Consider the following 24,592-nt stretch of genomic DNA (forward strand, 5'->3'; position numbering starts at 1 on the left):
CGTGTTTCGTCACCGCGCGTTCATGTGCCGTGATGACGATCGCATCATGGGGACCTCAAGGGTAGGCGCAGCGGAGTTCCGAGCAGGTGACGAGGTCGTGGTGCCCTCGTTCGGAGGGGAACGCGCGGCCGAGCTCGTGCGGGGAGCCGGCGCTGAGCCGGTCTTCGCGGACATCGACGCTGCCAGCTTCTGCCTGGACCCGACGGCTGCGGAGGCTGCCATCTCGTCGCGGACCACGGCGGTGTTCCCGGTCGCTCTCTTCGGGCAGAGCCCGGACATGGCCGGCCTGCTCCAGCTCGCCGGGCGACGTGGCGTCCAGCTGATCGACCCCGGAGTGGTCGACGACGCAGCGGTCCGGATGGCCGGTTCGGCGCGTCGGCGACAGATCGCGCAGTACCTGAACACCCGGCTGACGGGAGTGGTGACACCGCCGGTGCGGCCCGGCCGCGCACACCTCTTCACGCGCTACGTCGTCCGGGTGCCGGGGAACGGCCGCCCGGACCGGGACGCCTTCCGGCGGGCATTGCGCGCACGCGGGATCGTCGCCGAGGTTCCGGTTCCGACGCCGGCTCACCGCACTGCCGCGTTCCGCCAGGCACGCCTGCTGCCGGAGACGGAGCGGGCCGCCGCGGAGTCGCTGGCGCTGCCGGTGCACGAGGGCATGACACGGCGTGAGGTCCACAGATTCGTCTCCGCCTGCAACGCTCTGGGGGGTCTGGTGCTCGAGCCGGCCTGCTGACGGTTCGTCCGGCGGTCGGGGGCGGTCGGGGGCGGTCGGGAAGCGGTTCGGCTTCGGGTATGATCGATGCCGTCGACAGGCCCCAATAGCTCAGTCGGCAGAGCGTCTCCATGGTAAGGAGAAGGTCAACGGTTCGATTCCGTTTTGGGGCTCCACGTACGAAGGGCCCCCGCCCATGGGCGGGGGCCCTTCGTACGTCCGCGGCCGGACGCGCGTCGTGGTGCCTATTCGGGGACGCGCATGGCGAGGATGGCCATGTCGTCGGAGGGGGCGTCGGCCGCGAAGCGTTCCACCGCGCGCATGATGCGGGCGGCCACGGCCCCGGCGGTGAGACCGGTGCACTGGGCGAGGCATTCGGCCAACCCGTCGTCCCCGAGCATGCGGGTGCCCTCCCGGCGTTCCGTGACGCCGTCGGTGACGCACAGGAGGACGTCCCCCGGGTCGAGGGTCAGTGTCTGCTCGTAGAGTTCCAGGTCGTCCATGACGCCCAGCAACGGCTGCGGTTCGGCGGCCGCCTCCACGCTGCCGTCCTGCCGCAGGCGAAGCGGCAGGGGGTGACCGGCACAGACGACCTTCAGCAGCGCGCCGCCGTTCTCCTGCGGCCACAGCTCTCCGTACAGCAACGTGAGGAACCGGCTCCGCGAACCCTCGTCGAGAATCGCCGCGTTGAGCCGTTCCAGGACGGCGGGACCGGTGAAGCCCTCCCGGGCGAGCAGTCGCAGGGCGTGCCGCGCCAGACCGGTGACGGCGGCGGCCTCGGGGCCGGTGCCGCACACGTCGCCGATGGCGAAGCCGTAGGAGCCGTCCCGGATGGGGAACAGGTCGTAGAAGTCACCGCCGACCTCGTTGCCCTCTCCGGCGGCGCGGTAGATGACCTCCACCTCCACGCCCGGGACCTCGGGCAGTTCCGGAGGCAGCAGACTCCGTTGCAGCGACTGGCTGATGGCGGTGCGCTCGGAGTAGAGGCGTGCGTTGTCGAGGGCGAGCGCGGCACGTCGGGAGAGGTCCTCGGCGAGTTCGAGGATCTCTTGGCGGAACCGTTCGTCGGCCGGCTTGCCGAGGGTGAGCATGCCGATGACCCGGTTGCGGGCGACGAGGGGGAGGACCACGGTCTCCCCGCCGACGGCGGAGGCGGTGGCCAGGCTCGTCCCGGGGGCGGAGCTGTGTGCGTCGCCGAGGCCCAGGCTGCGGAGCGAGGTGCGCAGGGCGGTGGAATGGGCCGCTTCGCCGGGTGCGTTCCAACCACGGGCGCCGGGCGCGAGCAGTGGCTCGGGCGGGTCCACCTTCGCCAGGAGGGCCTTGAGCCCGTCGATGCGGTCCTCGTCCTCGTGCAGCACGTAGGCGAGTTCGGGGTCGGAGGCCGGATCGGCGATGGTGTAGACGGCGCACCAGGTGGCCAGCGTCGGCACGGTCATCTGTGCCATCAGCGCGAGCGTCTGGTCGCGGTCCAGCGTCCCTGCCAGCAGGTCGGAGGCCTCGACGAGGAACGACAGGGAGCCGCGGCGCAGTCGCTCCAGCTCCGTCAGCCGGGCCGACTCGACGGCGAGGGCGATCCGGTCGGCGGCGAACTGGAGGCGGAGCGCCTCCTCGTTGGTGTAGCGGGCGGGGCTCTCCGAGGCGACCCCGAGCGAGCCGGTCAGCCGGCCCTCCACCTTCAGCGGAACGGTGACCACCGAGCGCATACCGGTGCCGGTGAGCACCGGCACGGCGCCGGGCACGGCCGCCAGGTCCTCGTGGACGGACGGCATGCGGGCACTTCCGTAGCGCCCGGTGCCGGCCTCCACGGGCACCCGGGCGAAGCGCTGGCGGGCGGAGGCGAGCCCGGTGGAGGCGCGGACCTCCAGCTCCGTCTCGTCGTCGGTGGCCAGCAGCAGGTAGGCGGCGTCGGCGTCGAGCATGTCCCGGGCGCGCTCCACGGTGCGCTGGAGCAGTCCGTCGAGATCCTCCGGGGCCGGGGAGCCGATGAAGATCTCGAACGGGTCCGTCGCCCGTTCCCGGCTCTCGCCGGGCCCGTTGCCGGCCTCGGGAGCGGTGGCCCGCTGCGGGGTCTGGAGGACGGCCCGCTCGTGGTCGCGGACGAAGAGGCACACGGTCGACGGTTCGCCCTCGGCGTCGCGCACCCGCAGGTGGGAGGCGTAGACGGGCACCGTGCGTCCGTCGGAGCGGCGGAGCCCGTAGGTGCCCTCCCACCGGGAGAGCAGCAGCGCCTCGGCGATGCCGGTGCCGGTGCCGGGGGTGTGCGGCCAGGCGGCGAAGTCCGTGAACGGCTTTCCGGCCACCTGGTCGGCGGGGTACCCGGACAGTTCGGCGGCGTCGTCGTTCCAGACGGTCACGGCACCGACCGCGTCGGTCTGGGCGACGCCGACGCGGACGCGGTTCTCGGCGACGGGCAGTGCCTCGTCGGGCAGTGCCGGACCGGCGCTGCGGGTGCCGACGGGGCGGTCGGGCAGCTGGAGGCGGAACCAGACGCGCTTGTCCGAGGCCGTGTAGTCGACGCCCCAGCGCGTGGCCAGGGCGGCGCAGAGCAGCAGCCCGCGGCCGCCCTCGCGATCGGGACCGGGTGGCGCGGTGGTGGCGTCCCTGAGGGGAATCTCACGTTCCGGATACCTGTCGACGACCTCGACGCGCACGCCGTCGCCGTCCCGCAGGCAGAGCACCTCGGCGGAGGTGCCGGCGTGCACGACGGCGTTGGTGACGAGCTCGCTGGTCAGCACCACGGCGTCGTCCACGATGTCGGACAGGCCCCAGCCCTGCAGCGTGTCGCGCACGAAGCCGCGCGCGGCGGCGACCGACCGCCCCACCGGTTCGAAGGTGGCTGCGGCCCGTGCGGTGATCACTGCGCTCCTCATGAATGTCTCGGTCGTGCGGCTCGTCGGCTCCGCGCCCGTCCCCGGGGTCCGCTGGGCGCCTACGCGACCGGCTCGCCCCAGACCGGCGCTCTGCTTGTCCACCCCGGCGCCCTCTCTTTGCCCGATTGCTGCCCGTTCCCGCGCGGCGGTCGACCCGCGCCGCCGTCGGAGCCAGGTTACTGACGTCGGACGGGCGGACGGGTGCCGGATGCGAGTGTTTCCCCCTGCCGCCACGGTCGCGCACCGTGTGCGATGCTGCCGAACTGTTATCGCCTCCTCCGGTCGAGGTGAAACACTGGGAAGGTTGGTTCAGGCAGCCGAACGAGAATGGTCGACCCTGCAGGAGGGACGCGGTGGACTCCAGCGGAGCGGCGCGCAGCAGCGCGAGCACGCGACCGAAGGGCGGACGGGCCCGCAGAAGCGGGACCGTCGAAGTGGACAGGGCTGCCCTGGACCGGCTCCGGGTCGCGCTCGTCGCCATGCGCGACGGCAACTTCCGTAAGCGGCTCACCGTCGCGGGTGAGGGACCGATGGCCGAGATCGCGGCCGTCTTCAACGAGGTCGCCGATCGCAACCTGCACCTGACGAACGAGCTGAGCCGGGTGCGCCGGGTCGTCGGCCGGGAGGGCCGGCTGACCGAGCGCCTGGCGGCGGGGGCGTGTGAAGGGTCCTGGCTGACGGCCGTGGACGCATCGAACGCGCTCGTCGACGACCTGGTGCGGCCCGTCTCCGAGGTGGGGCGGGTGCTGACCGCCGTGGCCGAGGGCGACCTGGACCAGCGCATGGACCTGCGGGTACAGGGCTCCGACGGGGCGCCGCCGCACGCCCTGCGCGGAGAGTTCCTGAAGGTCGCCCGGACCGTGAACGGCCTGGTGGACCAGTTGTCGGTGTTCACCGACGAGGTCACCCGGGTGGCCAGCGAGGTCGGCACCGAGGGGAAGCTGGGCGGTCAGGCCAAGGTCCGGGGCATGTCCGGCTCCTGGAAGGACCTCACCGACTCCGTCAACACGATGGCGTCGCGGCTGACGGCGCAGGTGCGGGACATCGCGCTGGTGACGACCGCCGTGGCCAAGGGCGACCTCTCGCGCAAGGTCACGGTGCACGTGGCCGGGGAGATGCTGGAGCTGAAGAACACCGTCAACACGATGGTGGACCAGCTCTCCTCCTTCCAGTCCGAGGTGACGCGCGTCGCCCGGGAGGTCGGCACGGAGGGCGAGCTGGGCGGTCAGGCCCGGGTCGAGGGCGTCGGCGGCGTCTGGCAGGACCTCACGGACTCGGTCAACCTGATGGCGGGCAACCTCACCTCCCAGGTGCGCGAGATCGCCCGGGTGACGACCGCCGTGGCCAACGGGGACCTCTCGCAGAAGGTCGCGGTGAACGCGCGCGGCGAGGTCGCGCAGCTCGCCGACACGATCAACACGATGACGGAGACGCTGCGGACGTTCGCCGACGAGGTGACACGGGCCGCGAGCGAGGTCGGCACCGAGGGCATCCTGGGCGGTCAGGCGCAGGTGCCGGGAGTGGCGGGGACGTGGAAGGACCTGACGGACTCCGTCAACACGGCCTTCCGCAACCTCACCGCGCAGGTGCGGGACATCGCGCAGGTGACGACGGCGGTGGCGAACGGTGATCTGTCGCAGAAGGTCACCGTGGACGTGTCCGGCGAGATGCTGGAGTTGAAGAACACCGTCAACACGATGGTCGACCAGCTCTCCGCCTTCGGCGCCGAGGTGACGCGCGTCGCCCGGGAGATCGGCGTCGAGGGCTCGCTCGGCGGCCAGGCGCAGGTGCCGGGCGCCGCCGGGACGTGGAAGGACCTCACGGACTCCGTCAACACGGCCTTCCGCAACCTCACCGGCCAGGTGCGCAACATCGCCCACGTGACGACGGCGGTGGCCAACGGTGATCTGTCGCAGAAGGTCACCGTGGACGTGTCCGGCGAGATGCTGGAGCTGAAGAACACCGTCAACACCATGGTCGACCAGCTCTCCTCGTTCGCGGAGCAGGTCACCCGGATGTCCCGGGACGTCGGGACGGAGGGCCGCCTCGGCGGTCAGGCCCGCGTCGACGGCGTCTCGGGCACCTGGAAGGACCTCACGGACTCCGTCAACTCGATGGCGGGGAACCTCACCGACCAGGTGCGGCAGATCGCGCAGGTCACCACCGCCGTCGCCCGGGGGGACCTGTCGCAGAAGATCCAGGTCGACGCCCGGGGCGAGATCCTGGAACTGAAGAACACGATCAACACGATGGTCGACCAGCTGTCCGCCTTCGCGGACCAGGTCACCCGGGTGGCCCTGGAGGTGGGCACGGAGGGCCGGCTCGGCGGACAGGCGCAGGTGCCCGGCGTCGCCGGCGTGTGGCGGGACCTGACCGACTCGGTGAACGGCATGGCCGGGAACCTCACGTCGCAGGTGCGGAACATCTCGCAGGTGGCGACGGCCGTCGCGCGCGGTGACCTGTCGCAGAAGATCACCGTCGACGCCCGGGGCGAGATCCTGGAGCTGAAGACGACGATCAACACGATGGTCGACCAGCTGTCGTCGTTCGCGGAGCAGGTGACGCGGGTCGCGCGTGAGGTCGGCACCGAGGGCATCCTCGGTGGTCAGGCCGAGGTGAAGGGCCTCTCCGGCACCTGGAAGGACCTCACCCAGTCGGTGAACGGGATGGCGAACAACCTGACCTCCCAGGTCCGCAACATCGCCGAGGTCACCACCGCCGTCGCCCAGGGCGACCTGTCCAAGAAGATCACCGTGGACGCCAAGGGCGAGATCCTGGAGCTGGTCACCACGGTGAACACCATGGTGGACCAGCTGTCCTCGTTCGCGGAGCAGGTGACCCGCGTCGCGCGCGAGGTGGGCACCGAGGGCAAGCTCGGCGGCCAGGCCCAGGTGCGGGACGTCTCCGGCATCTGGAAGAACCTCACCGACAACGTGAACCTGATGGCCAACAACCTCACCGGTCAGGTGCGGAACATTTCCGAGGTGGCCACCTCCGTCGCCAACGGCGACCTGACGAAGAAGGTCACCGTCGAGGCCAGCGGCGAGGTGGCCCAGCTCGCGGACACCGTCAACACGATGGTGACCACGCTGTCGTCCTTCGCCGCCGAGGTCACCCGGGTGGCCCGCGAGGTGGGCACCGACGGCATCCTGGGCGGCCAGGCCCGCGTCCCGGGTGTCTCGGGCACCTGGAAGGACCTGACGGAGTCGGTGAACTCCATGGCGAACAACCTCACCGGCCAGGTGCGGAACATCGCCCAGGTGACGACGGCCATCGCCAAGGGCGACCTGACCAAGAAGATCGACATCGAGGCGCGCGGCGAGATCCTGGCGCTGAAGACCACGATCAACACCATGGTCGACCAGTTGTCGCTGTTCGCCGAGCAGGTGACCCGCGTCGCCCGCGAGGTGGGCACCGAGGGGATTCTGGGCGGTCAGGCCCGGGTGCGGGACGTGGCGGGCACCTGGAAGGACCTCACCGAGTCCGTGAACGAGATGGCGGGCAACCTGACCCGCCAGGTGCGGGCCATCGCCGAGGTGGCCACCGCCGTCACCCGCGGCGACCACGCGGTGAAGATCGACGTGGACGCGGCGGGCGAGATCATGGAGCTCCAGGGCTACCTCAACGAGATGATCCGCAACCTGCGCGAGACGACGCTCGCCAACCGCGAGCAGGACTGGCTCAAGGGCAACCTGGCGCGCATCTCCGGTCTGATGCAGGGCCGCCGCGACCTCAAGGACGTGGCGCAGCTCATCATGAGCGAACTGGCCCCGGCCGTCTCCGCGCAGCACGGCGCGTTCTTCCTCGCGGTGCCCAGGGGGCCGGAGGCGGAGAAGGCGGGCGTCGGCGAGGGCGACGGCGACTACGAGCTGCGGCTCCTCGGCCACTACGGCTACGCGCCGGGCACGATGCCCACGACGTTCTCACCCGGTGAGTCGCTGGTCGGCACGGCCGCCGCGGAGAAGCGCACCATCATCATGGAGAACGTCCCGCCGGGCTACCTCAAGATCACCTCAGGGCTGGGCGAGGCGCCGGCGGCCGACGTCATCCTCATGCCGGTCGTCTTCGAGGGGGAGGTGCTCGGCGTCGTGGAGCTGGCGGCGTTCCAGCCCTTCACCCAGATCCAGAAGGACTTCCTCAGCCAGATCGCCGAGATGATCGCCACGAGCGTCAACACCATCAGCGTCAACACCAAGACGGAGGTGCTGCTCCAGCAGTCCCAGGAGCTGGCCGAGCAGCTCCAGGAGCGCTCCGGGGAGCTGGAGAGCCGGCAGAAGGCGCTGGAGAAGTCCAACGCGCAGCTGGAGGAGAAGGCCGAGCAGCTGGCGCAGACCAACCGCGCGGTGGAGATCAAGAACTCCGAGATCGAGCAGGCCCGTCAGGTCCTGGAGGAGCGCGCCGAGCAGCTGGCCGTCTCGATGCGGTACAAGTCCGAGTTCCTGGCGAACATGTCGCACGAGCTGCGCACGCCGCTGAACTCGCTGCTGATCCTGGCCAAGCTGCTGGCCGACAACGGGGAGGGCAACCTCAACCCCAAGCAGGTGGAGTTCGCCGAGACGATCCACAGCGCCGGCTCGGACCTCCTCCAGTTGATCAACGACATCCTCGACCTGTCCAAGGTCGAGGCGGGGAAGATGGACGTCAGCCCGACGCGGATCGCGCTGGTGCAGCTCGTGGACTACGTCGAGGCCCACTTCCGGCCGCTGACGGCGGAGAAGAACCTCGACTTCTCCGTGCGTGTCTCGCCCGAGCTGCCGCCCACCCTGCACACGGACGAGCAGCGGCTCCTGCAGGTGCTGCGGAACCTGCTGTCGAACGCGGTCAAGTTCACCGACGCCGGTGCCGTGGAGCTGGTCATCCGCGCCGCGCGCAAGGACGTGCCGGTCGCGATCCGCGAGCAGATGCTGGAGCAGGGCGCCCTGCGGGACGCCGACGCCGAGCTGATCGCCTTCTCGGTCACGGACACCGGCATCGGCATCGCACAGAGCAAGATGCGGGTCATCTTCGAGGCGTTCAAGCAGGCGGACGGCACGACGAGCCGCAAGTACGGAGGGACGGGGCTGGGGCTGTCGATCAGCCGCGAGATCGCCCGGCTGCTCGGCGGCGAGATCGACGCCACCAGTGAGCCCGGCCGCGGGTCGACGTTCACCCTCTACCTGCCGCTCCACCCGACCGAGCTGCCCCCGCCGCGCTTCGAGCAGCCCGACGGTGCGCCGCTGGCCCTGCCGGGCCTGCCCGAGCCGGGCGTCCTCGCGCCGTCCGCACCTCCCGCGTCGCAGCCCGCCCTGCCGGCCGCTCCCGCGACCCCCGGCGACGGCGTCGCGCCCCGGGCCCCCGCCGCGCCGCCGCAGCAGCCGGGTGCCGAGCCGTCGGCCGCCGCGCCGGTCGGGGGGCCGGGCGGGTCCGTCGCCGACGAGCCGGAGCGGCCGCAGGACGGCCCGCCGCGGCGCCGTCCCGCACCCGTGGACCGCAGCCGTTTCACGGGCCGCAAGGTGCTGATCGTCGACGACGACGTCCGGAACGTGTTCGCGCTCACCAGCGTGCTGGAGCAGAACGGGCTGCAGGTGCTGTACGCGGAGAACGGCCGGGAGGGCATCGAGGTGCTGGAGCAGCACGACGACGTGGCCCTGGTGCTGATGGACATCATGATGCCGGAGATGGACGGCTACGCCACGACCCAGGCGATCCGCCGCATGCCGCAGTTCGCGGGGCTGCCGATCATCGCGCTCACCGCCAAGGCGATGAAGGGGGACCGTGAGAAGAGCATCGAGGCGGGGGCGTCCGACCACGTCACCAAGCCGGTCGATCCGGACCACCTGCTCGCCGTCATGGCCGACCGGATGCGTCCGGGCTGATATGCGACCCTTCGTCACGGGCGTGTATGTTGACTCACTGTGGCCGGTTCCGGAGGGAACTGCGGTATTCGGGAACCTCCCGGTCGGGTGGGGCGTTGCCGGTACGTGCACAGTGACATTGCGGTGACAGGGTGTGGTGGGCGCCGGGGTGCGGCTACCATGACCGGCACAAGGACGGGCGGCGTAAAGGAGTCGTCCCCAGGCGTGGCGCCCCAGGCGTCACCGGGGCGAGGAGGACGGGCCATGGTGCAGAAGGCCAAGATCCTCCTGGTCGATGACCGGCCGGAGAATCTGCTGGCGCTGGAGGCGATCCTCTCCGCGCTCGATCAGACACTGGTGCGGGCATCGTCAGGGGAGGAAGCGCTCAAGGCATTGCTCACGGACGATTTCGCCGTGATCCTGCTGGATGTCCAGATGCCGGGGATGGACGGCTTCGAGACGGCCGCCCACATCAAGCGTCGCGAGCGCACGCGCGACATCCCCATCATCTTCCTCACCGCCATCAACCACGGACCGCACCACACGTTCCGGGGGTACGCGGCCGGGGCGGTCGACTACATCTCCAAGCCGTTCGACCCGTGGGTGCTGCGCGCGAAGGTGTCCGTGTTCGTGGAGCTGTACATGAAGAACGTGCAGCTGCGGGAGCAGGCGGCGCTGCTGCGGCTCCAGTTGGACGGCGGCAACGGCCAGGAGTCCGGGGCGGTGACGGAGACGGCGGCCGGAGTGCTGGCCGAGCTGTCGGCCCGGCTCGCCGCCGTGGAGGAGCAGGCCGAGGCGCTGGCCAAGCAGCTGGGCGACCACGCGGACGCCGGAGCGCTCGCCACCGCCGCGCACCTGGAGCGCAAACTGACCGGGCTCCGCAGGGCCCTTGACGCCCTGGAGCCGGGCACGGACGGCCGCCCGGCCTCGGTGCCCTCACAGCAGTGACGTCGCGGTCCCCCCGTCCGCGCCGCTGAGCTCCGGTACTGACCGCGCGTCAGACCCGCCCGCCTGACCGGCCGGTGCGGCGTGCGGCGGCAGGTCCGGTGCGCGGTCACCCCGGATCCATCCGTGCCTCACCCGCCCCGCGGCGGTAACCTCGCCATCATGGCCTCACGTACGTCCGGCAGCCGGGCAGCAGCCGCCAAGGCGCCCGCCAAGAAGTCAGCGGCGAAGCCGCCGGCCAAGCCGGCGAGCCGGGCCACCGGGAAGAAGCCGCCCGCCCGGAAGGCGGTGAAGAGGACGGCCGCCAGGAAGCCGCCGAAGCCCGCACCGTCGCCCACGGGTGGCATCTTCCGTCTCGTGCGCGCGATCTGGCTGGGCGTCGCCCACACGATCGGTGCGCTCCTGCGCGGGATAGGGCGTGGCGCGAAGGGCCTGGATCCGGCGCACCGCAAGGACGGGTTGGCGCTGCTGCTGATCGGTCTGGTCATCGTGGTCGCGGCGGGCACCTGGTCGAACCTCCAGGGACCGGTCGGGGACCTCGTCACGATGCTCGTCACCGGTGCCTTCGGGCGGCTCGACCTGCTCGTGCCCATTCTGCTCGGCGTGCTGGCCGTGCGGCTCGTCCGGCACCCCGAGCAGCCGGAGGCGAACGGGCGCGTCGTCATCGGACTGTCGGCGCTGGTCGCCGGGGTGCTCGGACTCGTGCACGTCGCCTGCGGGTCACCCGCCCGGGACGAGGGCGGGGCCGCGCTGCGGGACGCGGGCGGACTCATCGGCTGGGGCGCGGCGCAGCCCCTGGTGCTCACCGTCACCGAGGTCCTCGCCGTGCCGCTGCTGCTCCTGGTCACGGTCTTCGGGCTCCTCGTCGTGACGGCCACGCCGGTGAACGCGATCCCGCGGCGGCTGCGTCAGGCGGGCGTCCGCCTGGGTCTCGTGGCCGCTTCGGAGGAGGAGTACGCGGAGGACGCCGAGGAGTACCGGGACGTGTGGGAGGACGAGGCGCCCCGCCGCCGACGCCGTCCGGACCTGCGCAAGGACACCGGGCCGGAGGACGCGGAGAAGGAGGCGCTGGACCGCCGCCGCACGTCCCGCCGGCCCCGGCGCGTCGCGGACGCCGAGGGCGGGGAACCCGCCGGGGCCCTGCCCGCCGAGCGGCACGGGGCGGCTCGGCCGCGCCGGGACGGCCGCTCGCTGGACGCCGTCGACCTGGCCGCCGCTGCCGCCGCCGACCTGGACGGTGCCCTGCTCCACGGTGTCCAGCCCTCCCGGCTGCTGGCGGACATCAGTACGACCGTCTCCGCCGAGCGCGACGGGGGCCGGCCGGAGGGCACCGCGTCCGGCACCGGTCGCGCGGCCGCCGGAGCGGGTGCTCCGGGCGGCGTCCCGGACCTGACGAAGGCGGCGCCCGAGCCGACCGGGGACCTGCCGTCGCGGGCCGAACAGCTCCAGCTCTCCGGGGACATCACCTACGGGCTGCCCTCACTGGACCTGCTGGAGCGCGGCGGGCCCGGCCGGACGCGCAGCGCGGCCAACGACGCCGTGGTGGAGTCGCTGACGACGGTGTTCACCGAGTTCAAGGTGGACGCCGCCGTCACCGGCTTCACCCGCGGCCCGACGGTCACCCGCTACGTGGTGGAGCTCGGGCCCGCGGTGAAGGTGGAGAAGATCACCGCGCTGACGAAGAACATCGCCTACGCCGTCGCCAGCCCGGACGTGCGGATCATCTCGCCGATCCCCGGCAAGTCGGCCGTCGGCATCGAGATCCCCAACAGCGACCGGGAGATGGTCAACTGCGGCGACGTGCTGCGGTCGGCGGACGCGCAGGGCGAGGAGCACCCCATGGTGGTGGCGCTCGGCAAGGACGTCGAGGGCGGCTACGTCAACGCGAACCTCACGAAGATGCCGCACATCCTGATCGCCGGTGCCACCGGGTCGGGCAAGTCGTCGTGCATCAACTGCCTGATCACCTCCGTCATGATGCGGTCCACGCCGGAGGACGTGCGGATGGTCCTCGTCGACCCCAAGCGGGTCGAGCTGACCGCGTACGAGGGGATTCCGCACCTGATCACGCCGATCATCACCAATCCGAAGAAGGCCGCCGAGGCCCTGCAGTGGGTCGTGCGGGAGATGGACCTGCGCTACGACGACCTGGCCGCCTTCGGGTTCCGGCACGTCGACGACTTCAACGCCGCCGTGCGCGCGGGCAAGGTGAGCGCACCGGAGGGCAGCGAGCGGGAGCTGGCGCCCTACCCGTACCTGCTGGTCATCGTCGACGAGCTCGCGGACCTCATGATGGTCGCGCCGAGGGACGTCGAGGACGCGATCGTGCGCATCACCCAGCTCGCCCGGGCGGCCGGGATCCACCTCGTGCTGGCCACGCAGCGGCCGTCCGTCGACGTCGTCACCGGGCTGATCAAGGCGAACGTGCCCTCCCGGCTGGCGTTCGCCACGTCCTCGCTCTCCGACAGCCGCGTCATCCTGGACCAGGCGGGGGCGGAGAAGCTCATCGGCAAGGGTGACGGGCTGTTCCTGCCCATGGGGCAGGGCAAGCCCACCCGCATGCAGGGCGCCTTCGTCACCGAGGACGAGATCCGCGCCGTCGTCGCCCACTGCAAGGAGCAGATGGCTCCGGTCTTCCGTGACGACGTCCTGGTCGGGCAGGGGAAGAAGAAGGAGATCGACGAGGAGATCGGTGACGACCTCGACCTGCTGTGCCAGGCCGCCGAGCTGGTCGTCTCCACGCAGTTCGGCTCCACCTCGATGCTCCAGCGCAAGCTCCGCGTCGGGTTCGCGAAGGCCGGGCGGCTGATGGACCTGATGGAGAGTCGCGACATCGTGGGGCCCAGCGAGGGGTCCAAGGCCCGGGACGTCCTCGTCAAGCCGGACGAGCTGGACGGGGTGCTCGCGCTCATCCGCGGGGACACGAACGGGTAACTCATAAAGAGTAGGTCTCGTAACGACGGGGCGGACAACCGTTCCCTCTGGGCATACGTCCAGTTAGGCGGGTAAGCGGAACATCACCCGTACCGCTGCGGCGGTGCGCGGGTCCAGCATCGGGACGGTCGGCCATCCTGATGGTGGACAAGCCCGTCCGACCGCTTGCCCGACCGCTTCCGGACCCCCCTAGACTGAATGCCCAGCAGGTGGCTACACGCTCGAAAGGCGCTCCCGTGTCCATCGGCAACTCACCCGAAGAGGAACGGCCTTCGGCCGTCCCGCACGAGGACCGGCCGGCCGTCGGCCGCGTTCTCCGCCAGGCCCGCATCCAGGCGGGGCTGACCGTCGAAGAGGTCAGTGCCGCCACCCGCGTACGCGTCCCGATCGTGCAGGCGATCGAACAGGACGACTTCTCCCGCTGCGGCGGCGACGTGTACGCGCGCGGGCACATCCGTTCCCTCGCCAAGGCGGCGGGCCTCGATTCCGCCCCCCTCGTCGACCAGTACGACGCCGAGCACGGCGGGCGTCCCCAGGCCACCCCGGCCGCTCCGCTGTTCGAGGCGGAACGCATCCGGCCGGAGCGCCGGCGGCCGAACTGGACGGCGGCGATGGTCGCCGCGATCGTCGTGGTCGTCGGCTTCGTCGGCTTCACCCTGGTCGGCGGCGACGACAAGGGCCGCCCCGTCGCCGAGTCCAGCGATCAGGAGTCGGCCGAGGCCGAGCCCAGTCCCTCTCCCGACAAGCCCGAGCCGAAACCCGAGCCGAAGCCGTCGGACAGCGCCATCGCGGCGGTCCCCGCCGACAAGGTCACCGTCAAGCTCGTCGCCAGCAACGGCGACAGCTGGATCTCCGCCGAGGACCACACCGGCCGCCTCATGCACGAGGGGGTGCTGGAGGAGGGCGACAGCAGGACGTTCACCGACGACGAGCAGATCGACCTCGTCCTCGGCAACGCCGGAGCCGTCGAGCTGTACGTCAACGGCAAGCAGGTCGACCAGGTGGGCGAGGTCGGTCAGGTCCAGCGCGTCAGCTACACCAAGGGCGACCCGGCGCAGGGCTGACCCGGCCCGTCCGGCATCGACGGCCGGGCCGCCGCCCGCCCACGCCCGACCGCGGCCCCGGCCGTGCCCCGCGCAGCAGGGCACGGCCGGGGCCGCGGTCGTGACGAAGTAGGCTGAGCGCATGCCCGAACGCCGCACCGTCGCCCTGGTCACACTTGGCTGCGCCCGTAACGAAGTGGACTCGGAGGAGCTGGCAGGCCGCCTGGCGGCCGACGGCTGGGACCTCGTCCACGACGCGGCGGAAGCCGACGTCGCCGTCGTCAACACCTGCGGGTTCGTCGAGGCGGCCAAGAAGGACTCCGTCGACGCCCTCCTCGAAGCCGGCGACCTGAAGGGCCAGGGCCGTACCCAGGCCGTCGTGGCGGTGGGCTGCATGGCCGAGCGCTACGGCAAGGAGCTCTCCGACGCCCTGCCCGAGGCGGACGGCGTCCTCGGCTTCGACGACTACGCCGACATCTCCGGCCGACTGCAGACCATCCTCTCCGGCGGTGTGCACGCCCCGCACACGCCGCGCGACCGCCGCAAGCTCCTGCCCATCACCCCGGCCGAGCGCCAGGACTCGCAGGTGGCCCTGCCCGGGCACGGCGACGCGCTCGCCTCCGCCCCCGCCGACCTGCCCGAGGGGCTCGCCCCCGCGTCCGGCCCCCGCGCGCCCCTGCGGCGCCGCCTCGACACCGGCCCGGTCGCGTCGGTGAAGCTCGCCTCGGGCTGCGACCGGCGCTGCTCGTTCTGCGCGATCCCCTCCTTCCGCGGCTCCTTCGTCTCCCGACGCCCCTCCGACGTGCTCGGCGAGACCCGCTGGCTCGCCGAGCAGGGCGTGAAGGAGATCATGCTCGTCTCGGAGAACAACACCTCCTACGGCAAGGACCTCGGCGACATCCGCCTTCTGGAGACGCTGCTGCCGGAGCTGGCGGCCGTCGACGGCATCGAGCGCGTCCGGGTGAGCTACCTCCAGCCCGCCGAGCTGCGTCCCGGCCTGATCGACGTGCTCGCCGGTACCGAGAAGGTCGCGCCCTACTTCGACCTCTCCTTCCAGCACGCGGCCCCCGCCGTCCTGCGGGCGATGCGGCGCTTCGGTGACACGGAGCGCTTCTGGGAGCTGCTGGAGACGATCCGGTCCAAGGCCCCCGAGGCCGGTGTGCGCTCGAACTTCATCGTCGGCTTCCCCGGTGAGAGCGAGGCCGACTTCGCCGAGCTGGAACGCTTCCTCACCGGCGCGCGGCTCGACGCGATCGGCGTCTTCGGCTACTCCGACGAGGACGGCACCGAGGCGGCCGGCTACCCCGGCAAGCTCGACCCCGACGCCGTGGCCGAACGCCTCGCGCACCTCACGCCGCTCGCCGAGGAGCTGACGGCGCAACGTGCCGAGGAGCGCGTCGGCGGACGGCTGTCGGTGCTGGTGGAGCGCGTCGACGCGGAGGAGGGCGTCATCGGCCGCGCCGAGCACCAGGCGCCCGAGACGGACGGGCAGGTGCTGCTCACCGGCTCCGGCTGCGCCGGACTCGTGCCCGGACGTATGGTCGAGGCGAAGGCGGTGGCGGCCGAGGGCGTTGATCTGGTCGCCGAACCAGGACCGGCCGAGGAGGAAGCTCCATGACAGGCGTCCCGGCCTCAGCGGCCGGGGGCGGCCGGCTGGCGGAGTCGCGCCGGCCGGCGGCCCGTCAGGCGGGCGTGTGGAACATCGCCAACATCCTGACCATGATCCGGCTCGCCCTCGTGCCGGGCTTCGTGGCCCTGATGGTCGTCGACGGCGGCCACGACCCGCGCTGGCGGGCGCTGGCGTGGGCGGCGTTCACGGTCGCCATGATCACCGACCTCTTCGACGGGGAGCTGGCCCGCCGGTACGACCTGGTGACCGACTTCGGAAAGATCGCCGACCCCATCGCCGACAAGGCGATCATGGGCGCCGCCCTGGTCTGCCTCTCCGCGCTGGGAGACCTGCCCTGGTGGGTGACCGTGGTGATCATCGGTCGGGAGCTGGGCATCACGCTCCTGCGCTTCTGGGTGATCCGCTACGGCGTCATCCCCGCCAGCCGGGGCGGCAAGCTCAAGACGCTCGCCCAGGGCGTCGCGGTGGGCATGTACATCCTCGCGCTCACCGGTCCGCTGGCCAGTCTGCGCTGGTGGGTCATGGCCGCGGCCGTCGTGCTCACCGTCGGCAGCGCGGTGGAGTACGTCCACCAGGCCGTGAGCCTGCGCCGGGCGGGTGCGGTGGCGGAGCGGTCGGCGTGAGCGGCGTCGAGGACGTCCGGGAGGCCGGGGCACCGCCGGAGACGCGGAGTATCGACGCCGTGGCCGCCCAGGCCCTCGAGCTGCTGGTGGGCCGGGGGGAGACGGCGGGAGCCGCCGAGTCCCTCACCGGCGGGCTCGTCGCCGCGGCGCTGACGGCCGCCCCCGGGTCCTCCCGGGCCTTCCGCGGCTCGGTGACGGCGTACGCCACCGACCTCAAGCGGCGGCTCCTCGGCGTCGACGCCGACCTGCTCGCCCGCGAGGGGGCGGTGCATCCCGAGGTCGCACGCCAGATGGCACGTGGTGTTCGCCGATTGCTGGGTACCCACTGGGGGGTGGCCACCACGGGCGTCGCCGGTCCGGAACAGCAGGACGGGAAGCCGGTCGGCACGGTGCACATCGCCGTCGCCGGTCCCGGTGACGTGGTGGCGGCCCGCCGGTTGGATCTGGCGGGGGACCGCGGGGCCGTCCGCGAGGGCAGCGTCCGAGCCGTTCTCGACCTGCTCCGCACGGAACTGCGGGAGAATCGCGGGGGACAGGATACGGAACAGAGCGGGGGCAAGGGATGTTTGCAGCCCTGAGTGAACACGACATCGCTCCCCGCACGGCCGCGGTTGTAGGCGGTACGGTGGGGCATGAAGGATTCAGGTCCACGGTCCGAGGAGGGAGCCACCGATGATTCTGCTCCGTCGCCTGCTGGGTGACGTGCTCCGTCGGCAGCGCCAGCGTCAGGGCCGTACCCTGCGCGAAGTCTCCGCATCCGCGCGCGTCTCACTCGGCTACCTGTCGGAAGTGGAGCGGGGGCAGAAGGAGGCGTCCTCCGAGCTGCTGTCGTCCATCTGCGACGCACTGGACGTACCGATGTCCGAATTGATGCGCGAGGTCAGCGACGAGCTGGCCCTGGCCGAGCTGGCCCAGTCGGCCGCCGGCGATGCGGTGCCGGCGCCGATGCGGCCCGTACTGAACCCGGTGTCGGTGACCTCCGTCACCGGCCGTCCCGACGAGCGCGTGACGATCAAGCGGCCCCAGGAGGCCGTGGACGTCGTCGCCGCCTGAGGCTCCGCGCGAGGCGGTGAGCCCGGACCTTCGGACGCACCGCACGTGAACGCCGGGCGGGCTGCCCTCGCAGCCCGCCCGGCGTTCGTGCGTCACGGGCCCCGTCCGGCCCGTGGATCGTCCACGGTCGTTCAGCGCTGTTCGGCCAGCCACTTGTCGAACGTCGTGGGCATGATGCGGGCGTCCTCCCCGGGCAACAGCACGTCACCGGCCATGGCGGTGCCGAAGGCCCCCGACCACGACGGGACGAGCCGCATCTCGCGGCCCCGCGCCTGGTGGGTGCGTCGGGCCATGTCCACGAGGTCCTGGGTCTCGGGGCCGGCCACGTCGACGTGGCGCCCCTGCGGCGCCCCGGCCGCGACCTCGGCGAGCACGGCGGCCACGTCGGCGGGGGCGACCGGCTGGACGAGCAGCGGTGCGATCGTGGCCGCGCCGTCCTGCTCGGTCCAGCTCGCCACCATCGCGGCGAAGTCGTGGAACTGCGTCGTCGGGACGATCGTCCACGGCACGGGGCCGTCCGCGACCAGGCGCTCCTGTTCCCGCTTGCCGGCGTAGTGCGCGTTGCCCTGGGTGCGGCCGACGCCGACGATCGACAGCAGGACGTGGTGCCGGACGCCCGCACGCTCCTCGGCCGCGAGCAGCGTGCGGGTGGTCGTGCCGAAGTACGCCACGGACGCGGCCCGGTCGGCGGGGGGCGCGTTCGTCGCGTCGACGACGGCCTGCACGCCGTCGAGGGCGGCGTCGAGCCCCTCACCGGTCTGCAGGTCCACGCCGAGCGAGCGGCTGATACGGACGACCTCGTGCCCCTGTTGCTCCAGGGCGTTGACGGTGCGGGCCCCGATGTTCCCCGTGGCTCCGGCGACTGCGATGCGCATGCTGGTCTCCCCTTCTTCTCGGTGAACCCATTATGGACTATGGAGATCCATAATAGCGAGGATTAGACTCGAAGGCGTGAAGCTGCCAGCGAGCACCGAATGGGTCCTGCACTGCGCCACGACACTGGCGCAGCTCGAACCCAGGACCAGCGCCTCCACGGCGCAGCTCGCCCAGTACTTCGACCTGCCGCCCGCCTACCTCGCCAAGCAGCTGAAGGCGCTCGTCAGGGCCGGACTGCTGAGCGCCACGACCGGGCCCAGGGGCGGCTTCCGGCTGGCGCGGCCCCCCGCCGCGATCACCCTGCTCGCCCTCGTCGAGGCCGTCGACGGGACCTCCTCGCCCTACGAGTGCCGGGAGATCCGGCAGCAGGGCAGCGGCGCACTGCCCCCGGAGGAATGCCGCCGGACCTGCGTACTCGCGCAGAAGATGGCCGAAGCGCACCAGGCGTGGCGCGGCAGTCTCGACGGCGTCACGCTCGCCGACATCCTGGCCACCCTGCCGCCCGCCGCGCGTGCCCGCACCCGCTCCCGCCTCACCGGAGCGCCGACGTCCTGACCGGCGCCCCCGGACGTCCCTCCGGCTGGCACCGGGGGCACCAGTACACCGGCCGCGGCGCCCCCGGCGGCCCCGCGGCCTCCCCACGCGCCACCGGCGTCCCACACCGCAGACACGGCCGGTGCTGCCGCCCGTACACCCACAGCTGCCGCCCGCGCCGCCGGTCGCCGGTGGTGATCCGGTCCGGACGGGCCTTGTTGGCGTCCAGGAGCCGACGGGCCAGCTCCACGAGCCGGTCCAGCGACGCCACCTCGCCCACCGGCGTCCACGGTGGGATGCGCGCCATGAAGCACAGCTCGGACCGGTACACGTTGCCCACGCCCGCCAGGTTGCGCTGGTCCAGCAGCGCTTCGCCCACGTCCCGGCCCGGAGCGGACCGCAGCCGGCGCAGGGCCTCGGCCGCGTCCCAGTCCGGGCCGAGCAGGTCCGGGCCGAGATGCCCGACGACCCGCTCCTCCTCCCGCGTGGGCAGCAGTTCCAGGACGGGCAGCCGGTAGCCGACGGCGGCCCGCTCGGCGTTCTCCAGCACCGCGCGGATCTGGTGGCCCGGCCCGCCCGACCAGCGCTCCCCGGCCGCGTACAGCCGCCAGGCGCCGTCCATCCGCAGGTGCGAGTGCAGCGTGAGCCCACCGCTCAGACGCGTCAGCAGGTGCTTGCCGCGCGGCAGCGTCTCCACCACCTCCCGCCCCGCGAGGTCGGCCGTGGCGAAGGCGGGCACACGCAGCTCCCCCCGGCTCAGCCTCGCCCCGGACAGCGCCACGTGCAGACGTCGCGCCGTGCGCCACACGGTGTCACCCTCCGGCATCCGGCCCTCCTCCTACGGCCGCAGGCGCAGCCCACGCGGCGTGGCGTGGAAGCCGGCCGCCTCCAGGACGCGACCGAGCGGCGACGTCAGCACCGGCGCGCCGTTGGCCCGCTCGACGGTGAGCGCGCCCAGCATCCCGGCCCGGGCGGCACCGGCCAGCGCCGCAGCGGCCGTCTCCAGCGCGGCCCCCTCGCTCCACGCCAGCAACGACCGGCCGCCGCGCTCCAGATACAGGGCCGGCTCGCCGTCGACCAGCACGACGAGCGCCCCCGCCTTGCGCCCCGGCTTGTGACCCGCGCCCTCCGGCGACTCCGGCCACGGCAGCGCCGCCCCGTAGGCGTTGGCCGGATCGGCCGCCGCCAGCACCACGGCCCGCTGCTCCCGCTCCCGCTCCCGGGCCGTGTGGACGGCCCGCAGCCGGTCCACCGCGCCGTCCATCGCGAACTGGGCGGCGCCCAGATGCTCGACGACGTACCCGCGCCGCGCCTGACCACTCTCCTCGAACGCCGACAGCACCCGGTAGGCCGCCGCGAAGCCGCCCGGCACCCCCTCGGCCGCCACCGCGCCGCGCGTCACGAGACCATGCCGGTCGAGCAGCGTGCGCGCCGAGGCGTGGGCCCGCAGTGTGGCGTCCTGCGCCCGCTCCGGAAGCAGCGACCAGCGACCCGCGACGGTGGGCGGTCCGTTCCGCGACGCCGTCCGCACCCCCAGCGAGCCGTACCGCCCGCGCGGCACCGCCCGCTTCGCCCGGTGCGCCGTCGACCCGGCGGTGCGCCCCGAGCCCAGCAGAGCCCGCAGCGGCGCCAGGGAGTCGTTGGTGAGCCGCCCCGACCAGGCCAGCTCCCACACCGCCTCGGCCAGCAGCAGATCCGTCACCTCCGCCTCCACCTCCCGCACCTGCTCGGCGATCTGCCGGAAGAACAGGCCGTACCCGCCCTCCAGCGCCTCCAGTACGGCACGGTGGCGGGACGTCAGCTCCAGCGGGTGCGGCTCGGGCAGCAGGAGCGGCGCGCTGTCCGCGGGATACAGCGCGACCCAGCCGTCCTTGCCGGGAAGCGCGCCGGCACCCGCCCACAGGACCTCACCGGTCGTCGTCAGTTCGTCCAGCATCGCGGGCGCGTACCCGACGACCCGCCCCGGCAGCACCAGCCGCTCCAACGCCGACGCCGGAACGGCCGCGCCCTGCAACTGCTCCACCGCGCGCGCCAAGCCGTCGACCCCGCGCAGCCCACCGGCCCCCACGTGCTGCCAACGGGGGAGGAACGCCGCCAGGACCGGACCGGGCACCGGTTCCAGCTCCTGCCGCAGGGCGGCCAGCGACCGCCGCCGCAGCCTGCGCAGCACCGTCGGGTCGCACCACTCCTGACCGGCCCCCGCCGGGTGGAACTCGCCCTGCACCAACCGGCCCTCGGCCGCCATCCGGTGCAACTGGCCGTCGACCACCGCCTGCCCCAGCCCGAACCGTTCGGCGGCCCGGGCGGTCGTGAACGGGCCGTGGGTCCGCGCGAACCGGGCCAGCAGGTCGCCCAGCGGGTCGGGCACCGGCTCGGTGAACGCCTCCGGCACCCCGACCGGCAGGGCGACGCCCAGGGCGTCCCGCAGCCGCCCGGCGTCCTCCACCGCCGCCCAGTGCTCCCGCCCGGCGATCCGCACCGCGACCGCCCGCCGCGCCGCCGCCAGCTCCGCGCCCCAACCCGGCTCGGCGCCCCGCCCGAGCAACTCCTCGTCCGTCAGCGGCCCCAGCACCCGCAGGGCGTCGGCCACCCCCTCGACGTCCTTGACCCGCCGCTCCTCCGTGCGCCACTGGAGCTCCGCCTCCAGCTCCGCCAGCACCCCCGCGTCCAGCAGCTCCCGCAGCTCCGCCCGGCCCAGGAGCTCGGCCAGCAGCCGGGAGTCCAGCGACAGCGCGGCGGCGCGCCGCTCGGCCAGCGGGGTGTCGCCCTCGTAGAGGAACTGGGCCACGTACCCGAACAGCAGCGAACGGGCGAACGGCGACGGCTCCCGCGTCGTCACCTCCACCAGCCGCACGCGGCGGGCCGCCACGTCCTCCATCAGCTCGGTCAGCCCGGGCACGTCGAACACGTCCTGCAGGCACTCGCGCACCGCCTCCAGCACGATCGGGAAGGACCCGAACTCGCTCGCCACCTGGAGCAGCTGGGAGGCACGGCGGCGCTGCTGCCACAGCGGCGTACGCCGCCCCGGGTCGCGGCGCGGCAGCAGCAGGGCCCGCGCCGCGCACTCCCGGAACCGCGCGGCGAACAGCGCCGAACCACCCACCTGCTCGGTGACGATCCCGTCGACCTCGGTGTGGTCGAAGAGCACGTCCTGCGCGCCCACCGGCGCCTGCGCGGCGTCGAAGGACCGGTCCGGCTCCAGCGGGCCGTCCGGGGTGTCCAGGCCCAGCAGGTCCGCGTCCGGCAGCCGCAGCACGATCCCGTCGTCGGCGTGCATCACCTGTGCGTCCAGACCGTAGCGCTCGGTCAGTCGGGCCCCCAGCGCCAGCGCCCACGGCGCGTGCACCTGGGCACCGAACGGCGAGTGCACCACCACCCGCCAGTCACCCAGCTCGTCCCGGAACCGCTCCACCACGATCGTGCGGTCGTCCGGCACATGCCCGCACGCCGCACGCTGCTCCGCCAGGTACGCGAGCAGGTTCCCCGTCGCCAGCTCGTCCAGACCCGCCGCGGCCAGCCGCCCGCGCGCCGCCTCCTCCTCCAGCGCGCCCACCTCGCGCAGGAACGCCCCCAGCGCCCGGCCCAGCTCCAGCGGGCGCCCCAGCTGGTCCCCCTTCCAGAACGGCAGCCGGCCCGGCACCCCGGGGGCGGGGGAGACCAGCACCCGGTCCCGCGTGATGTCCTCGATGCGCCAGGACGTCGTGCCCAGCGTGAACACGTCCCCCACCCGGGACTCGTACACCATCTCCTCGTCCAGCTCACCGACCCGGCCGCCGCCCCGCTTCGGGTCCGCCCCGGCGAGGAAGACGCCGAACAGGCCCCGGTCGGGGATGGTGCCGCCCGAGGTGACGGCGAGCCGCTGCGCCCCCGGCCGCGCGCCCACCGTCCCCGCCACCCGGTCCCACACGACGCGGGGCCGCAGCTCGGCGAACGCGTCCGACGGGTAGCGGCCCGCCAGCATGTCCAGGACGCCCGTGAACGCCGACTCCGGCAGCGCCGCGAACGGGGCGGCCCGCCGCACCAGGGACAGCAGCTCCGTCACGTCCCACACGTCCATCGCGGTGACCGCCACGATCTGCTGCGCCAGCACGTCCAGCGGGTTGGCCGGAACGCGCAGCGCCTCGATCGCGCCCTGCCGCATCCGCTCCGTCACGACCGCCGACTGCACCAGGTCGCCCCGGTACTTCGGGAAGACGACACCCGCCGACACCGCCCCCACCTGGTGGCCCGCCCGGCCCACCCGCTGCAGCCCCGACGCCACCGACGGCGGCGACTCCACCTGCACGACGAGATCGACCGCCCCCATGTCGATGCCCAACTCCAGGCTGGAGGTGGCGACCACGGCCGGCAACCGCCCGGCCTTGAGGTCCTCCTCCACCAGCGCGCGCTGCTCCTTCGACACCGACCCGTGGTGCGCCCGGGCCAGCACCGGCGGGGCACCCTCCGCCGCGCCGGAGCCGCCCATCAGCTCGGCGGGCGCGTGGTCCTTCGGCAGCGGCTCGCCGGTGGCCCGTTCGTAGGCGATCTCGTTGAGCCGGTTGCACAGCCGCTCGGCGAGGCGACGGGAGTTGACGAAGACGATCGTCGAGCGGTGGGCCTGCACGAGGTCGCAGATGCGCTCCTCCACCGACGGCCAGATGGACGGTCGGTCGCCCCCCTCGACGCCCTCGGGCACCGGTGAGCCGCCGAGCTCCCCCATGTCCTCCACCGGCACGACGACCTGAAGGGCGAACTCCTTCTCCGCCGGGGGCTGCACGATCGTCACGGGCCGCCGCGGTGAGAGGAAGCGGGCCACCTCCTCCACGGGGCGGACCGTGGCCGACAGACCGACGCGGCGCGCGGGGCGGTCGAGCAGCTCGTCCAGCCGTTCCAGGGAGAGCGCCAGGTGCGCGCCGCGCTTGGTGCCCGCCACGGCGTGCACCTCGTCGAGGATCACCGTCTCCACGCCGGCGAGCGCCTCCCGCGCCTGCGAGGTGAGCATGAGGAACAGCGACTCGGGCGTCGTGATGAGGATGTCCGGCGGACGGCGGGCCATCGCCCGCCGGTCGGCGGCCGGGGTGTCCCCGGAACGGATCGCCACACGCACGTCCGGCTCCGGCAGACCGAGCCGCAGCGCCTCCTGACGGATGCCCGTCAGCGGGCTCCGCAGATTGCGCTCGACGTCCACCGCGAGCGCCTTCAGCGGCGACACGTACAGCACCCGGCACCGCTTCAGCGGCTCGGCGGGCGGGGCCGAGGCCGCCAGCCGGTCCAGCGAGGCCAGGAACGCGGCCAGCGTCTTCCCCGACCCCGTCGGCGCGACGACCAGGGCGTCGGACCCCTCGGCGAGCGCCCGCCAGGCACCCTCCTGTGCCGCCGTGGGCGCGCGGAAGGCCCCGCCGAACCACGCGCGGGTGGCGGGGGAGAAGTCGTCGAGCGCCTCGGTGGCAGCGTGAGCCATGCCCCCATCGTGCACCGGGGCACCGACAGCGGCCTGCTCCGCCGCTCCCCCTCCGTCGGCGGAGCGGCGGGCGGTGGCGGGCCCGGGGACGA

15 protein-coding genes and 1 tRNA gene are annotated in these 24,592 nt (G+C 72.9%); 11 read left to right on the forward strand and 5 right to left on the reverse strand.

Translation table 11 applies throughout. The features are described 5' to 3' along the window. Positions 1–739, forward strand: a 739-nt coding sequence (locus IF129_RS13575) for a DegT/DnrJ/EryC1/StrS family aminotransferase (RefSeq protein ID WP_318153717.1), incomplete at its 5' end; no start/stop codon positions are given. Between the two features lie 79 nt (positions 740–818). Next, positions 819–894 (forward strand) — tRNA-Thr (locus IF129_RS13580). A gap of 69 nt (positions 895–963) precedes the next feature. Here the strand turns inward: IF129_RS13580 and IF129_RS13585 are convergent. Beyond that, a complete protein-coding gene (locus IF129_RS13585) occupies positions 964–3,588 on the reverse strand; it encodes a SpoIIE family protein phosphatase (protein ID WP_191209886.1) in 2,625 nt (874 codons plus the stop codon). Positions 3,589–4,022: 434 nt separating this feature from the next. On the opposite strand from IF129_RS13585, the gene IF129_RS13590 reads away from it, so the two are divergent. Next, complete coding sequence (locus IF129_RS13590) at positions 4,023–9,443, forward strand: HAMP domain-containing protein (RefSeq protein ID WP_191209887.1); 5,421 nt, start codon at positions 4,023–4,025, stop codon at positions 9,441–9,443. A 243-nt stretch (positions 9,444–9,686) separates the two neighbouring features. Beyond that, entirely contained in the window at positions 9,687–10,370 is a 684-nt protein-coding gene (locus IF129_RS13595; RefSeq protein ID WP_191209888.1) for a response regulator, read from the forward strand. 128 nt (positions 10,371–10,498) lie between these two features. Here IF129_RS13595 and IF129_RS27085 read toward each other — a convergent pair whose 3' ends face one another. Continuing rightward, complete coding sequence (locus IF129_RS27085) at positions 10,499–10,705, reverse strand: hypothetical protein (protein WP_381479866.1); 207 nt, start codon at positions 10,703–10,705, stop codon at positions 10,499–10,501. 19 nt (positions 10,706–10,724) lie between these two features. On the opposite strand from IF129_RS27085, the gene IF129_RS13600 reads away from it, so the two are divergent. The 6 genes from IF129_RS13600 to IF129_RS13625 all read left to right on the forward strand — a co-directional run bounded on the left by IF129_RS13600 (position 10,725) and on the right by IF129_RS13625 (position 17,650). Beyond that, the gene (locus tag IF129_RS13600) at positions 10,725–13,301 is read left to right on the forward strand and encodes a DNA translocase FtsK (protein ID WP_381479864.1); all 2,577 of its coding nucleotides are present in this window, start codon (positions 10,725–10,727) and stop codon (positions 13,299–13,301) included. A gap of 236 nt (positions 13,302–13,537) precedes the next feature. Then, positions 13,538–14,365 carry a helix-turn-helix domain-containing protein gene (locus IF129_RS13605; RefSeq protein WP_318153718.1) on the forward strand — a complete coding sequence of 276 codons (828 nt, stop codon included), beginning with the start codon at positions 13,538–13,540 and terminating at the stop codon, positions 14,363–14,365. A gap of 121 nt (positions 14,366–14,486) precedes the next feature. Beyond that, positions 14,487–15,962, forward strand: coding sequence for a 30S ribosomal protein S12 methylthiotransferase RimO (gene rimO, locus IF129_RS13610; protein ID WP_191209891.1), 1,476 nt, complete (start codon positions 14,487–14,489; stop codon positions 15,960–15,962). Further along, positions 15,959–16,597, forward strand: coding sequence for a CDP-diacylglycerol--glycerol-3-phosphate 3-phosphatidyltransferase (gene pgsA / locus IF129_RS13615; RefSeq protein WP_191209892.1), 639 nt, complete (start codon positions 15,959–15,961; stop codon positions 16,595–16,597). Before rimO ends, pgsA begins: the two co-directional genes overlap by 4 nt. Positions 16,598–16,647: 50 nt before the next feature. Then, positions 16,648–17,175, forward strand: coding sequence for a CinA family protein (locus IF129_RS13620; protein ID WP_191210099.1), 528 nt, complete (start codon positions 16,648–16,650; stop codon positions 17,173–17,175). 94 nt (positions 17,176–17,269) lie between these two features. Continuing rightward, complete coding sequence (locus IF129_RS13625) at positions 17,270–17,650, forward strand: helix-turn-helix domain-containing protein (RefSeq protein ID WP_191209893.1); 381 nt, start codon at positions 17,270–17,272, stop codon at positions 17,648–17,650. 131 nt (positions 17,651–17,781) lie between these two features. Here IF129_RS13625 and IF129_RS13630 read toward each other — a convergent pair whose 3' ends face one another. Continuing rightward, positions 17,782–18,525, reverse strand: coding sequence for an SDR family oxidoreductase (locus IF129_RS13630; protein WP_191209894.1), 744 nt, complete (start codon positions 18,523–18,525; stop codon positions 17,782–17,784). Positions 18,526–18,601: 76 nt separating this feature from the next. On the opposite strand from IF129_RS13630, the gene IF129_RS13635 reads away from it, so the two are divergent. Further along, on the forward strand, positions 18,602–19,081 hold the full coding sequence (locus IF129_RS13635; protein WP_191209895.1) for an RrF2 family transcriptional regulator: 480 nt from the start codon (positions 18,602–18,604) through the stop codon (positions 19,079–19,081). Here IF129_RS13635 and IF129_RS13640 read toward each other — a convergent pair. After that, positions 19,059–19,886 (reverse strand): Fpg/Nei family DNA glycosylase, encoded by an 828-nt coding sequence (locus IF129_RS13640; protein ID WP_191209896.1) that lies wholly within the window; start codon positions 19,884–19,886, stop codon positions 19,059–19,061. The two genes, IF129_RS13635 and IF129_RS13640, sit on opposite strands and share 23 nt — an antisense overlap. 12 nt (positions 19,887–19,898) lie before the next feature. After that, positions 19,899–24,500 (reverse strand): ATP-dependent helicase, encoded by a 4,602-nt coding sequence (locus tag IF129_RS13645; RefSeq protein ID WP_191209897.1) that lies wholly within the window; start codon positions 24,498–24,500, stop codon positions 19,899–19,901. Positions 24,501–24,592 lie beyond the last annotated feature (92 nt).

The sequence above is a fragment of the Streptomyces chumphonensis genome (genome assembly GCF_014779715.1).
GTDB classification, from domain to species: Bacteria; Actinomycetota; Actinomycetes; order Streptomycetales; family Streptomycetaceae; genus Streptomyces; species Streptomyces chumphonensis.